Source organism: Bacillus sp. 7705b (assembly GCF_002289525.1).
GTDB classification, from domain to species: Bacteria; Bacillota; Bacilli; order Bacillales; family Bacillaceae; genus Bacillus; species Bacillus halotolerans.
Genome location: NZ_NSDH01000020.1, coordinates 58,718 through 72,126 on the forward strand (window position 1 = coordinate 58,718; position 13,409 = coordinate 72,126).

Sequence of the window (13,409 nt, forward strand, 5' to 3'; positions counted from 1 at the left end):
TTATACATTAACCGTACACTTTGACGTAACGTGAATGTCAAAGCTTTTTTTAAAAAAATCTCCTTGAATGTTTCAAGGAGATGATTTATCTGCAACATGTCATATACCGAAACTTATTTGATGTCTCTATTAAGAAGTTCTTTTAAAAGTTGATTGAACTCCTCCTGCTGTTTTATATTTTTGCGGCCATTCCGATTAATTGCTGCTAGTTCACAGACAATGCCAGCCGAAATGAAAAACAATAAACCTTCAAGCATATAGCATCCTCCAACGTTTAAGAGATAGTCAACTGTGTTTGTTCACTTTCTAAAGACTGCTTATCATTTTTATCTTCCTTACGCTGAAAAATGTTATTTAGAATAAGCGCTGTCATGACAAGCAGTGTTCCTGCTACATCAAAAGTGGTTATTTTAGATCCTTGTATCATCATGATTAACAATGTAGTAATGGGAACAAAGTTAATAAATAAAATCCCGTTAATGGGTGATAAAATTTTAACACCATAGTTCCAGCTAAGGAGAGCTACGATACCTGGTAAAGTAATCATAAATATTAAGTCATACTTAATTTCAGCAATCACATTTATACTAGGTATGGACACGTATCCTTGAGCGGTGAGCGCAGCTGTTAGAATACCTGTTACAGCTGTACCGAATAAACACGTCAATGTTGAATAGCGCAGCGTAGACCATTCTTGAAATAGCTGTCCCCCCATTGTATAGATTACCCATCCCACAACACCCATTAAAATAAAGGTTAGCGAATACAGATTATCTCTCAATGTATAAAAGAAACTCATATCACCTTTAGTAATAACAAATGCAGCTCCAAAAAAAGCAATCATAATAGATAGAACCTTATATTTTTTCGGCTTCACATGTTTATACCCCCACAGGATAAAAATAGAAATGATTGGCATCAGCGCCTCTGCAATAGACGCAGTCATGATTCCAGACTCCCCCATCAATCTTTGGCCCCAAAAAATAAAAACATTGTATACAGTAAACGCCATCACACCAAAAAAAACGAGCAGTTTTGCTTTACCCTCTAGACGAAATGATTTCTTCCCCTCCCTCACCAATAATAAAATCACTAAGATAACTGCTACAACACCGTATCGAATAGATGAAAAATAAAATGGATCAACAAATGCTAATGCATGATCTGCAACTGGAAACATTGCGCCCCACGACATACTTGCTACTAAACATGTGAGGACACCAATGAATAATTGACCGTTTTTCATTGTCATTCCCCTCCTTTTCTTGTATTGACAATGAGAATTATAAAAAGAAGGGTGACATCATGTAAAATGAATAAAAATGATGAAAAACATCATTTATAATGATATTTTAAATGAAGGAGGGATACTAAATGGAACTGCGAGACTTACAAATTTTCCAAAGCGTTGCTCATCACAAAAGTATTACCGGCGCTGCAAAGGAATTAAGCTATGTACAATCCAATGTAACAGCACGTATTAAGCAATTAGAAAACGAACTCAAAACACCTCTTTTCAATCGGCATAAAAAAGGGGTAACATTAAATCCCGAGGGCCGAAAAATGCTTGAATACGTGAACAAAATCTTGAAAGATGTTGAAGAGCTAAAACAAGTCTTTCTTGATAGTGATATCCCGTCTGGAATATTAAAAATCGGTACAGTGGAAACAGTGAGGATACTGCCGCCCATCTTAGCCTCCTATTATAAAAAGTATCCAAACGTGGATTTATCATTGCAGGCTGGCTTAACGGAGGAGCTTATTGAGAAGGTAACCAACCACGAATTAGACGGGGCTTTTATATCTGGGCCAATTAAGCATTCCGTTCTCGAACAATATGATGTCTATACTGAAAAACTTACTCTAGTAACGGCAAATAAAACGTTTCAAATAGAGGATTTTATGACGACGCCGATCCTTGTGTCTAATCAAGGATGCGGATATCGTTCCAGGCTGGAACATTGGCTCAAAGATGAAGGTTTACTTCCAAAAAGAATTTTGGAATTTAACATTCTAGAGACCATTTTAAACAGTGTCGCACTTGGTCTTGGAATCACAGTCGTACCCGAATCCGCCATAACACATCTTTCAGCCGCAGGTAAGGTTTATTGTCACCCGCTGCCTGAGAAATATAGCATGATCTCAACCATCTTTATTCGGCACAAAGACGCTTACATGACAAATTCGATGCGCAGCCTGCTGAAGACGATTAGTGAGCATCAAAGTATGAGTATGTCTTAAGGAAGTCTGCTACTGCTTTGTTCTCACCGCCTAACTTATGCATATTCCTGTTAGCCGCAAATATCTTTTCATAATAAAGAGCAGGCACCATCTCTGCTCCCCCTTTACTCCTTAACATCCGTTTATTTCTGTTATCAAGTTCATGAATTTTTCTGGTGCGGCACATATTACGGATACGTTATAGAGAGAGAAAATAATGAATATGCATTGTGACAAACTTGTATAGAGAGGACAATTAATTCTCGATTCATGGTAAATGAATATAAAAAGAATCACATGTATGGATATCAAATAGAAGAGAGGCTAAAGAGATGGTTCTCCTTGAAACGGATCGGTTACTATTAAAAACGATTGATGTTAACCTTCTAGACGCTGCATCTAAACTGGATCATCAGGCTATTATAGACCTGGGTTATAAAACAAATGGGGAATGGCCAAACTCCGATTTTTTTGAAGCAATTCCTTATTTCCGCGAGATTTTAATCAAAAATAAAGGAACAAGAGGATTTGATTCATGGATCATTTTAAAGAAGGATGATTATGAAATTGTCGGAGGAACTGGGTTTTTAGGTGACCCTGATACGGATGGCATGGTTGAAATCGGTTTTGCAACAAATAAAAGTCACCGCCGTAAAGGTTATTGTTTTGAGGCTGCTCAAAAGTTAATAAACTGGGCATTAAGCGAAGAGAATGTTAACTGTATTGCGGCAAGATGTGATCATGGCAATATGGGATCACAACATATTTTGAAGAAGTTAGGGTTTAAACTGGACCGTGAAGAAAAAGACTTTATCCATTGGAGATACGCTAAAGTGTAAAAACATATTCTTCACTTATAAGAAAGCAGGCTCTATGCCTGCTTTTTCAAGCTATTTTCCTCTATGCTTTTTTTTAGCTTTTTGCTTTCTGATGAGATACTTTTGTTCTTTTATTTTTTCTCTTTGTTCTTTCGTTATTTGTTTTTTCTTTTGCTTCTTCGCTTCCAACTCTTGTTTCATCGCATCCTGTGCCTTTAAGGATGCTCCGGCACGTTTCAATTCCTTCGAAACCTGACGTTGCAATCTTTTCGGATTTATCTTTTTCTGATCTTGGGCCTTTACACGAACTCCTTCCTGCTCAGACTGGGACAGAGTCTTTAAGAGTTGTCTATTAACAAAATCGAATACTTCAGAATCCTTCGGCTCTTTTCCAAACAAATGCTGAGAGGCCTTTAGTTTTCCGTTTTTCACAACCTCAATAACTCCTACCCAAAACTGACCATTGTAGTAAATCGTTAATTTCATAACGATTCCCCCCTCTTTTAAATGATGAAAGAATGACGGACATCCCGAGGAGGGGAAGGTTACTGACATGATAAAAATGCATTCGGACTACCAACCGAATCGTGTTTTTTCATTCTTCCGCATAAATTTTATCAATTTTTCCCTTTAGAGAAAAGATATTGAGTGCATACTTCAAGAATAAGTCATGCATCAGCTTGAACCTTTTTTCTCTATTCAAAATCAAGGAATCCAAAGAAGACTGAAATAGATTAAATAGAATTGCATTCTCTTCTTTCAATAGAATATCAAGCTACGGTTTCCTTTTGTTTCGCAAAAGCCGGCAGCTGTCAGGCGTTCACATAAAGCGTGGATACCACTATTTGCATGCCCCTTTATGAAAGCAGCCTCTGCCGAACCAGTTTCATCTTTGTACTAAAAACGGAACTAACTCAAGTTCATTCGAGTCAGCTCCGCTTGATTATTAGTCCAAGTTTTGGTCGATGGTTCCCTCAAAATAGTCATCACTGACTTGTTCATGCGTTTCAGCCAAACCCTGTTCCAATTGAGTGGTTCCTTTGTAATCTGACGGTTCAAAATATCTTCCTGCAACATCCATATTTTCGTTTGCTTCTTCTTTGTTATTGGTTTGCTCGTTCTTGCCTAATGTCTCTGACTTAGGATCGCCATTTTGATTAAAATCAAAATCCTTGTCGATTTCCGAAAATCTTTTATAATCATCAGGTCTGTCTGCTCCATTTTTTTGAGTCACATCATCCACTCCCATTCCTTATCAATCAATATGACAGGCCAAAAACAATTGGCCCTATCTTGATATTAGGCTTTCCATTGAAACAAAACTTATTTGGTCCTCTTTGAACCTGTGCCACGTTTTTTAGGGTCATCTGCCTTGAATGCTGTTTCAGTCTCATGATCATTTCTTATTTGTTCAATACTTGAATTTTGAATCCCTTTTTTAGTCATGCTTTCACCTCTTTTCTGAAAACATTGGAATATCAGCTTCCCCCTTATTCTGTCTTTTGAGCAGGCATTCATTCACCCCTTTTGACCAATAACAAAAAAACTCTTAAGAGTGACCATTCGTCATTAGTTCTGTATCTGCCAAAGCATAATTTATCTTTCAGTCAACACAATAAGTTTAAAGAATGTAATATGAAGAAACTGTTCCGTTTACTGTAAGAAAAACACTCTTTGTTAGAGGATCAGCCAGCATGAAAACAAGTCTAGAATTATGTATTAAGCCTAATTGCTGATGTGACTGCCGTTGGATCGGATACATTCATGCTAGTGAATCTGGTTTTTTTCATTGAATCGGAAAAGCAGATTAGATTGAAAAAAGCCCTTCTCTCTGAGAAGGGCTAAGTAATGGTAATGACATTCACACAATCGGTTCATACCTTAAACCCCGCCATGTTAATGAAGACGGCGGGTGTATACGCAAAGGGTACAGCCGGTTTCTTTACACTTGCTGCTTATTTGATTACGAAATCACCGTATTCTGCTGAATGGATATTGATCGGTCCGTTCAGATTGTAGTTGTTCGACTTGGCGATAGAGCGAAGCACATCCACACGGGCAACCGATTCTCTCCACTCATCACGGGTGTCCGGATCTGCTGGATTCATCAGGTCGTCATAACGCACGTCCAGAAATTTATTTAACCATTTCTTCTCATCTATTCCGTCTTTAGGTGAGCCGCCTGCCTTTTTGTTCGTGCGTTTAATCAAGGCATAAAAAGAGTCAGGGTCATCACCATCGCCATGCTGAATAACTGTATCGTACATCACAGCTCTTGCCAATGCCGTTTTCAATCCGGCATTCTCTGATCGTTTCATGGCAGGCTGATAATACAAGCGATCATTTACCTTGTCTTGGGCAGCACGGAAATCTTTATCATTTCCAAGCGAACGCCAGGCAGAAGCAAATCCCTTGAGGTTGCTTATGTCATCGCTTTCTTCTTCGGCCAGACGGCGCAATTCAGGCAGGTACTTTTTCAGTTTGTTATTCGGTACTGCCTTTGTGTATACTTCAACTACTTCCAATGCATCCCCGGTAGCCGTTGTAAAGCCTGCCCGGCCGCATGTATAGCCTCTTCCATCACCCAAGGGTTCCACATATCCGTATTGGATTTCCGTAGTGCCGTTTTCAAAGATACTGGTCAGCTGTTCCGCCCGGCGCTTTTGATCCTTGTTCAGTCCGGCCGCAAAAACCGTATCACTCATCATCAGGGTAAAAAACATGGTGAAAATAAATGATGAAATCGCTGCCTTCTTCCAGAAACCTGCTTTTTTCTCCAAACTGATTTTCATACTATTACCCCTTTCTACATATTGTAATTACGGACTCAGTATACATGAAGGGTCTGCCCTTTTGTTGAAAATACATCGATTTGTCAATATTTTGAATCTTAATTACTACTCTTAATGGTCATTGATTGCGGCTTGAACCTTATCCTCTCATTTAAAAGACAGACATCATTTTCACCCCAGAGAGATTCTTGAGAGAAAAGGCTTTCCGACAAGGACTTCTCTTGTTATCATTCGTTCCAATTTTAAAAGTAATCATTGCCAATCAGCTATCGGAGAAACTGTAACTAATAGGAATTCATGTAAGTCAAAAAAAAGAATCCTTCTTTGTAAGGACTCTTCCCAATACCAAGATGTTTTTATTTAAACCATGCTTTCTTTAAATTGCTGGTAAAGTTATTATCATTAAAAGGAACATTTGCTTTACCGAAATCTGTTGTATGTAATGCATTCCTTGCGGCAGGAGTTAAATCATCCCATCCGATTAACGGTTGAGTTCCGCCTACTACATCATCGCTCATAAGTAATTCATGGTTCAGCGGCCAAGTGCTGTCATATGCAATCAAAGGATGATGACCTCTCATGTTGCTTCCACTTGGTGCTGCATTTGTGAATTTTCCGTGTCCGGAATATGCAATGGATAAAACTTTTGGATGTTGATTTGCTGGATTATCAATCCATACAACGATTCCTTCCCAGTCATGTCTGTGACCTAATTTTGGAGAGGCTTCATCTTTTGGAAAATACCAGGAATACATAATTGCCCAAACACCATTGTACCAAGCAGAACGCGAATATACTTGTCCAGTATTTTTGCTGCAATGTCCTTCAGGCGCTCCAGTAGGCTCTAAACCTCCACTTGTATTGCCTTGTGCACCGACTGCAGGAAAAGGCACGCACCCGCTATAAACCTTCAAATATGGCTGAAAACGTTTCGCCGCTTTTTGAGTAACAGTGGCAGGCGCTGCCTCTTTAAAGCCGACAACCTTGTCATGATCGATTACTGCTGCATTTGCTGTTGAAACAATGCTGACAGAAGCGAAAACGGATAAAAAGAGAGCCAAGAAAAATTGGTTCATGATTCCAACTCCTTTTGACAATATAGACAATTATTAGTTATCAAAAATTCGAGTTGAAATCAATGTCATTTTTACAAACTTCACACATTTTGTTTCAAAGTATTATTTGAATTTTTCTTATGTTTTAAATTCGGTAAATCATATTCATTTCAAAAACGTGTCCCAAACACACAATAAGCCCCATCCACTAAGGACAGAGCTTTTTGTCATTTTAGAACCTTTCAAGCACGTTTTTCGTCTGTAGCACCGCCAGCAGAAAGCATCAGAAAAGAATACTAAAACTTCTCTGCACGAAGTGTCGGTTCTTCTGCAAACAATGATGATGTGCTGTTTCCTTACTCATCTTTTTTATCTTTATCGGCATCTTCATTATCCTCAACCGGATCTTCGGGATCAGTCTCATTATCTTTTTCATCATCTTTATTGATCGTATCGTCCTCATCAACACCCGGCGCATTGTTACCATTATTATCCTGTTCGTTCTCTTCAACATCTGGAGTATTGTTATCTTGATCATTATTATTTTGATCATTATTACAGCCCATTAATATAAAAGTGGATAGACATAACGCAGTTATTATTTGCAGCCATTTTTTACTCATTTCCACCCTCCTCTCTTCTTTTTAATCCATATAAGTTTGTCCATTAAGTTCACTTTGATTCGTTCCATTCTAAATGTCTTCTTGATCAGCATATTAATTCAATCCTTTGCGAAAACTATAAACAAAGGTGCTTAGGAAGTGGTTAAGAAGAAAAATAAATAACTATTCAAAATGCAGTTAACCATGTTAAACCAAATAATGTAAGACCATTCATGCCGATATCCTGCAGCACAAAATTCTCTAAGGTTGATTTATTCCTCCCTCTTTGGTGAAGTTGTTCTCTATCTGAATATGTAGTTTCCTTATGAGTTCTTCAGGCTATAAAAAACACCCCAATCGCTAAACTCATTGTCTAACAATTGGGGCGCAATTTACGATTCATTTATAATCTTAGGATTTGCTCCATATTGATTCTCTATTGTTTCACTATCTTGGCAGTTAAAGATCAGCATAATAATAGGACCGACCACCGGAATAAAGCCTATAAATATCCACCAGCCACTTTTGCCGATATCATGCAATCTGCGGATACTGAGAGCAAGAGACGGAAGAAAAACAGCTAACTGATAAAGAAAGATCAGAATATATGCCAGTAATCCCCCGCCATATCCAATTACATATCCTACTTGAGAACCGGCATATCCTTCTGCCGCCAATGGGCCTGATGTTAATAATCCAACTAGTATTAATGATAGCAGTATTAAAATAAAACAAATGATGCCATTAAAGAGATGAAACATCCAATATTCCTTTCGCCGAGCTCTCCCTTCAAAATTGACATAGTTCTTTAAGCCATTCCAATACCATTTCATATAGTTTCCTCCATTACCGACACTGTAAATTACTGAAAAACATATCCATTATATCATAAAAATGATTAAAAATAGGGAGGGCTATAAAACTAGCCAATGGCAAAAAGACCTCATTATCAAAGAACTTGCTATACAAAAAATGAAGGCAGTCGTAAAACAAAAATGGACAAGCTGATTGTCCTCACTCCTTTAGTTCCATTCTTAGTCAACTGACAACAAAACAGGAATTAACGAAATACGCCAACATACACTTTGTATGAATGTAAACGAAGGAGTGGTTGCTTTGTATCATTACTTTTATGTTCCTGTGTTAATTCCTCACTTACCACCTGCTCATCACACGCAAAGAAATCAAGACTTTTCAGAAAGACAGCGAAGAAGAGAAATAACATTGAATGTAGATGGCTTTATACCGCCATCTTCCACCGAGGATCTCGGAGACGGCTTTTATTCTTACGCATGGACTAACCAACAGGTCATAGATCCCGGTGAATACCTTGTTTGTTATCTTGAAGGAAGAGATATAAAGGTAATAAATGGCGGGTTTACTCCACGTGATTATGCTCCAATGTATGCAATAGGCAGTTTTCCGAGGAGAAGAAACCAGTGGGTGATTACGATTCATAATCCTCTTCAAACCCAAAGAGCCATATCACTTTATCTCATTGCGAAAAGATAACACAAAACAAAAACGGCAGGAACGCCTTTATCAGCGTTTCCTGCCGTTTTTTTCGTGTATGATTCCGCCTGGGTTCGAACCAGTGGCCTCTACCTTGTCAAGGTAGGGGCTAGATGCCGTTACGAACTGACGTTTTATATTATAGGGTTTTCTGACAAGAATTTCTGATAAAACCTTTTGTTTTGACTAAAAAGTTTGTCCCCTATTCGTCCTCATCTGTTCCCAAATGGCATTACAACATACTTCGTCTATTCACTGTGAACGAATCCTTTCACCTAACTTATCTTCATAAACAGTTTATCATTTGGCTATCAAAAACAGCCCTATTAATAAATTATTAGTAAATTTGGCCATACCATATCATATAAACTTCATATATTAATATTGATTAAAATAATAGGAGGGCTTAAATTGGGTTATTATAAAAAATATAAAGAAGAGTATTACACTTGGAAAAAAACTTATTACAAAAAGTATTATGACCACGATAAGAAGCATTATGATTGCGACAAAAAGTATTATGACTGCGATAAGAAGCATTATGATTGCGACAATAAGTATTATGATTTTGATCATGACAAGAAGTATTATGATGATGATCACGATTATCATTACGATAAAAAGTATTATGATGACGATGATCATTATTATGATTTTGTCGAATCGTATAAAAAACATCACTAAATCTCTTAAACATCTATAAAAGTTTCTGCTTTATATCAAGTGATGTGAAAATAGAAAAGCTCCCTATTTTGTGGGAGCTTTTCTTAGAAAATTGAGATTTTATGTTCCTATCCAGGTTCAAATTAAACACCGCTGAACTTTTCAATGATTTTGACCCTAAAAAGAGACAGGATCAATGAATTTCTAAGCCGAAAAATCAAGTTTGCCCTTTTATTTCAAAGCCTATTGAATTGTACATCTGATGACTTCTGAATGAAAATGATGATTGTTGGCAGAATTGGACAACAATCCGCCAACACTTTACTACTTAATTACAGGTGGTTGATTCTTAACCATTGAATGTTTTTAAGGAACCTTTACTCATTCACATTGCTTTTCATTAACCATTCTACTTCCGTTAATTCTTGTTTTTGAACGTCTTTTGTGTGTTTTTTCGTGAAATGTTCTTTAACAGCTTCTTCGTTTTCCCAAATCTCCCAAAGCATTATTTTGCGTTCTGATGGTTCAAGCGGATAAGCATGGAATGTAATACACCCTTCTTCTTTGTTTGTTTCTTCCTCAAGTCTTTTGAATTCCTTCATTATTTCATTAAGGTCTTTATCACTGATGATTTTTAAGCATGCAGTTATGTAATGCACCGAAATTCCTCCTCACATCATTTTATGACTTTTCATTATAACATTTTCTTGAAAAATGCAGATGTCATTTATACATCATTAAACGACATCGATAGCCTTTTAGACCAATTTTCTATAAATTCTAAAGCAAGCTAAAGGGTCGATATCAGACGATATGGTCCTCATTTATGTTTATTCCGACCCTTTTCAGTCTAAATAGAGGGACTTTTCAAAAAAATACTCTATTAGAGGGGGTCCTTAGTGGTATAATATTAAATATATGTAAATAAAAGGAGGTATTTGATTGTCTGTTTCGGATTTAATCCCATATCATTATGTAACTACAGACATTAATCATTGGTATGTTGTAATAAAGCAGGGTCGAGTTGAGAAAGCAAAAGAAATGAAAAGAAAAGTTGAAAAAGAATTCGATATGATGGAGAAAGATGAAAAGGTTGCAGTCTATCTTCAGCTATTAAAGCTACGGCACGAAATAATGCTGTCGTATCTCGAACCTGACTCTGTTAAAAATATAGATGGTGTTTATTCTGCTCTTAAAAAGACAAGGGAGAATATGGCCCCTGAATCCCTTACGAATACAATAGAGTTCTATTATAATTTTTTTACCGGTATGTATCATTTCAGAACAAGAGATTTAGTTATTGCCTTAACATATTATCGCGAAGCCGAAAAATATCTTGATTTATTAGATGAAAACGCAAATACAGATAAGGCCGAGTTCTATTTTAAAGTATCAGAGGTCTATTACTATATGAAAGAGACTCATTTCTCAATGAATTATGCTCAGCGAGCATATTCTATATTTAAAGAGCAAAAAGATGCTCAGGGTAACCTTACATATGGCAAAGAAATGGTCCAATGTCAGTTTGTTGTCTTTGGGAACTGGCTAGATAAAATGTGTTATGAGGATGCTTTAGAAACAGCTGAAAAAGCCTTAAATGATGCTATAAAAATAGGGGAGCAACATTTAATTGGTTCAGCTCATTTTAACATGGGATTATGTTATAATAACCTTGAAGAACTTGACAATGCTGAGAAATATTTTCAAATCGCCTATGAAATTCATAAAGATCGAAAACACATTTATGAGTCCAAAGCGATTTTTAATCTGGCATATGTCAAAGCAAAGAAAAATGATTTAAAGACTGCATTAGAATTATACCAGGAAGGTCAGAAGGTTGCTGCCCGACACAACAACCAGGAAGTATCCGAGAAATTAAAACTGGTTAAAGGTCTTTATTTATCATTCGACTTACAAACACTTAGAGAAGTGTTCAAGTTCTTCGAAGAGAAAAACCTTTACGGTGATATGGAAGAATACGCTGTTGCTGATTTTTTGACCAACAAAGAAGACAGACATGATGCGGTCGATTTTTATCAAATGGCAATTGAAGCACGCAAACAAATTCAAAGGGGGAAACATTTAAATGAAAAAATGTAAAATTGCAATTTGTTTAGCGCTCTTGCTTGGCGTTGTTGGAGTATCTAGCGCTTCATACGCTCTTTCTGAGCAGTCCACTTATAAGGTCGCAGATAGAGCAGCAACTTAATATGAAATCTAAGAAATAACCCCATTTTGGACTTTACAAATGGGGTTTTTACTTTATCTTCTCAACTCAATTTTTATTCTTGGGTTTTCATTTAAATCATATACTGCATTAATAAAACCGACAACCCCTATAAAAAGTAAAAAAACCTTGCTGCGCAAGGGTTTAAGCTATGATTCCGACTGGGCTCGAACCAGCGACCTCTACCCTGTCAAGGTAGCGATTATGTTCTGACACGAACAGATGTTTTATTTCTAAACCTTATTTTATAGGGTTTTCTGACAAGTGTTTCTGATAAAAAATCTTCTGTTTTGACTAAAAATGAACAAGTTGGTCCCCAATTCGTCCCCAAGTGGAAGTTCTTATAATAACAAACAGCTACTAAGCGTGTGTACTAATGACATAAAACATTTCTTCTTTTATTTGTTTCATAAAGTTTTCATCTTTTAGATACAGAAGACCGTAAGACCCTCCTGAATTCTCTATTTTAGAAATGATATATTTAAAGTAACCTAAAGAATATATAGATTCTTTTTCATTTTCAAAAGCGAATTTAAACTGTTTAAAATTATAATCAACTAAATCATCTTTATGAGGTAATAACAGCTCGCTATGAATTTTATAAGCATATTTCAGTTGACAATAAAGTAATATTGTCATTTTATTATAGCAGTATTGGAAGGTACTATGATTAAATTTGGCTATTCTCGTTATTTCAGAGACTTCTTCAGTTATATATTTATTGCTTTCTATTACTTCTTTATTTTCAATAATCTCCTGTAATATATCAATTAAAAACTTATTGCTATGAAAATTTGTAACAAAAAACTTTATCAAAAAACCTACACCCTGATAATAAGAAGATTCGACACATTTTGTTATAAGCTGAAAAATCATATAAATGATTGCTTTCTCAGTGTTATTAGCATTCTCCTGAAAATTTTGGTTATGAGAAACAATCTTAAATTTGTTTTTCTTATTACTACGCTGCTTTGATGAAAAATCATTTTTATTGTTTACTTTAAGCATAGAATAAACCAATAAATTTATATTATTTAAATCTTTCTGTTCAATGCACCGCATAAGTAAGCCTTCGTATATTAGTAATGAACTATTATTTTGTTCGTTACCTTTAATTGAAAGAGAATATTCCTCTAAGTTTTGAATAACAAACTTCAAGCGATCTGAATGATTCTCTAAAACTAAATACATTATTTCATGTAAATTTGTTGCATAAACTTTCTTTAAACCGTCTTTATGAATATTTTTAGGTGTAAGTGCATTTAAAATATCTAAAGATGTTTGCAAATCAGATAATCTATTCTCTTTAAGCAAAAAATATATTAAATCTGAATGACTTCTTATTAGAATTTTATACAGAGAATCGAATTTTTCTTTATCATTATTATAAATCATGTCTATTGCAACTTCTTGTAGAAAAAGGTTTGATTCTTCTTCGCCATCGGTGAAATCTAATAAAATTCTTTTCCAATCATTAATTCTTTCTTTATACAACTTACTCATATTTTTCTCAAGTAATA

The 13,409-nt window shown here is 35.9% G+C and carries 16 protein-coding genes; 5 read left to right on the forward strand and 11 right to left on the reverse strand.

Features of this window, described 5'->3' with window-relative positions; genetic code table 11:
* Positions 1-113: 113 nt before the first annotated feature.
* Positions 114-257 carry a YrzO family protein gene (locus CJU60_RS08660; RefSeq protein ID WP_024121008.1) on the reverse strand — a complete coding sequence of 48 codons (144 nt, stop codon included), beginning with the start codon at positions 255-257 and terminating at the stop codon, positions 114-116.
* Positions 258-274: 17 nt separating this feature from the next.
* A complete protein-coding gene (locus CJU60_RS08665) occupies positions 275-1,246 on the reverse strand; it encodes a DMT family transporter (protein WP_095713535.1) in 972 nt (323 codons plus the stop codon).
* A 128-nt stretch (positions 1,247-1,374) separates the two neighbouring features.
* Here CJU60_RS08665 and CJU60_RS08670 point away from each other — a divergent pair, with 128 nt between their 5' ends.
* The gene (locus CJU60_RS08670) at positions 1,375-2,241 is read left to right on the forward strand and encodes a LysR family transcriptional regulator (RefSeq protein WP_095713536.1); all 867 of its coding nucleotides are present in this window, start codon (positions 1,375-1,377) and stop codon (positions 2,239-2,241) included.
* Between the two features lie 311 nt (positions 2,242-2,552).
* The gene (locus tag CJU60_RS08675; RefSeq protein WP_024121004.1) at positions 2,553-3,059 is read left to right on the forward strand and encodes a GNAT family N-acetyltransferase; all 507 of its coding nucleotides are present in this window, start codon (positions 2,553-2,555) and stop codon (positions 3,057-3,059) included.
* Positions 3,060-3,110: 51 nt separating this feature from the next.
* On the opposite strand, the gene CJU60_RS08680 is transcribed toward CJU60_RS08675, so the two are convergent.
* The 7 genes from CJU60_RS08680 to CJU60_RS08710 all read right to left on the reverse strand — a co-directional run bounded on the left by CJU60_RS08680 (position 3,111) and on the right by CJU60_RS08710 (position 8,320).
* Positions 3,111-3,524, reverse strand: a complete 414-nt coding sequence (locus CJU60_RS08680; protein ID WP_176471072.1) for a YjdF family protein — start codon at positions 3,522-3,524, stop codon at positions 3,111-3,113.
* Positions 3,525-3,984: 460 nt separating this feature from the next.
* Entirely contained in the window at positions 3,985-4,272 is a 288-nt protein-coding gene (locus CJU60_RS08685) for a YozQ family protein (protein WP_024121001.1), read from the reverse strand.
* 89 nt (positions 4,273-4,361) lie between these two features.
* Entirely contained in the window at positions 4,362-4,484 is a 123-nt protein-coding gene (locus tag CJU60_RS08690; protein WP_095713538.1) for a biofilm-forming protein, read from the reverse strand.
* Between the two features lie 509 nt (positions 4,485-4,993).
* On the reverse strand, positions 4,994-5,830 hold the full coding sequence (gene csn, locus CJU60_RS08695) for a chitosanase (protein WP_095713539.1): 837 nt from the start codon (positions 5,828-5,830) through the stop codon (positions 4,994-4,996).
* Positions 5,831-6,186: 356 nt separating this feature from the next.
* Positions 6,187-6,906, reverse strand: a complete 720-nt coding sequence (locus CJU60_RS08700; protein ID WP_095713540.1) for an NPP1 family protein — start codon at positions 6,904-6,906, stop codon at positions 6,187-6,189.
* Positions 6,907-7,241: 335 nt separating this feature from the next.
* Positions 7,242-7,508: a hypothetical protein gene (locus CJU60_RS08705; RefSeq protein ID WP_095713541.1), complete on the reverse strand. Its 267-nt coding sequence runs from the start codon at positions 7,506-7,508 to the stop codon at positions 7,242-7,244.
* A gap of 371 nt (positions 7,509-7,879) precedes the next feature.
* Positions 7,880-8,320, reverse strand: a complete 441-nt coding sequence (locus CJU60_RS08710; protein ID WP_095713542.1) for a DUF805 domain-containing protein — start codon at positions 8,318-8,320, stop codon at positions 7,880-7,882.
* A 283-nt stretch (positions 8,321-8,603) separates the two neighbouring features.
* On the opposite strand from CJU60_RS08710, the gene CJU60_RS08715 reads away from it, so the two are divergent.
* Together CJU60_RS08715 and cotU are read left to right on the forward strand one after the other, a co-directional pair.
* A complete protein-coding gene (locus CJU60_RS08715) occupies positions 8,604-8,999 on the forward strand; it encodes a hypothetical protein (protein ID WP_024120994.1) in 396 nt (131 codons plus the stop codon).
* 411 nt (positions 9,000-9,410) lie between these two features.
* A complete protein-coding gene (cotU, locus tag CJU60_RS08720) occupies positions 9,411-9,683 on the forward strand; it encodes a spore coat protein CotU (RefSeq protein ID WP_095713543.1) in 273 nt (90 codons plus the stop codon).
* Between the two features lie 356 nt (positions 9,684-10,039).
* Here cotU and CJU60_RS08725 read toward each other — a convergent pair whose 3' ends face one another.
* On the reverse strand, positions 10,040-10,327 hold the full coding sequence (locus tag CJU60_RS08725) for a putative quinol monooxygenase (protein WP_240312853.1): 288 nt from the start codon (positions 10,325-10,327) through the stop codon (positions 10,040-10,042).
* 277 nt (positions 10,328-10,604) lie between these two features.
* On the opposite strand from CJU60_RS08725, the gene CJU60_RS08730 reads away from it, so the two are divergent.
* Entirely contained in the window at positions 10,605-11,762 is a 1,158-nt protein-coding gene (locus CJU60_RS08730; RefSeq protein ID WP_095713544.1) for a response regulator aspartate phosphatase, read from the forward strand.
* A gap of 487 nt (positions 11,763-12,249) precedes the next feature.
* Here the strand turns inward: CJU60_RS08730 and CJU60_RS21555 are convergent.
* Positions 12,250-13,409, reverse strand: a 1,160-nt coding sequence (locus CJU60_RS21555) for a hypothetical protein (RefSeq protein ID WP_176471073.1), incomplete at its 5' end; no start/stop codon positions are given.

Bases quoted from the DNA above. Each gene is read 5' to 3' on its own strand.
- CJU60_RS08670 (WP_095713536.1), top strand. From the start codon at position 1,375: ATGGAACTGCGAGACTTACAAATTTTCCAAAGCGTTGCTCATCACAAA.
- CJU60_RS08710 (WP_095713542.1), bottom strand. From the start codon at position 8,320: ATGAAATGGTATTGGAATGGCTTAAAGAACTATGTCAATTTTGAAGGG.
- CJU60_RS08680 (WP_176471072.1), bottom strand. From the start codon at position 3,524: ATGAAATTAACGATTTACTACAATGGTCAGTTTTGGGTAGGAGTTATT.
- CJU60_RS08690 (WP_095713538.1), bottom strand. From the start codon at position 4,484: ATGACTAAAAAAGGGATTCAAAATTCAAGTATTGAACAAATAAGAAAT.
- csn (WP_095713539.1), bottom strand. From the start codon at position 5,830: ATGAAAATCAGTTTGGAGAAAAAAGCAGGTTTCTGGAAGAAGGCAGCG.
- CJU60_RS08705 (WP_095713541.1), bottom strand. From the start codon at position 7,508: ATGAGTAAAAAATGGCTGCAAATAATAACTGCGTTATGTCTATCCACT.
- CJU60_RS08675 (WP_024121004.1), top strand. From the start codon at position 2,553: ATGGTTCTCCTTGAAACGGATCGGTTACTATTAAAAACGATTGATGTT.
- CJU60_RS08660 (WP_024121008.1), bottom strand. From the start codon at position 257: ATGCTTGAAGGTTTATTGTTTTTCATTTCGGCTGGCATTGTCTGTGAA.
- CJU60_RS08700 (WP_095713540.1), bottom strand. From the start codon at position 6,906: ATGAACCAATTTTTCTTGGCTCTCTTTTTATCCGTTTTCGCTTCTGTC.
- CJU60_RS08665 (WP_095713535.1), bottom strand. From the start codon at position 1,246: ATGAAAAACGGTCAATTATTCATTGGTGTCCTCACATGTTTAGTAGCA.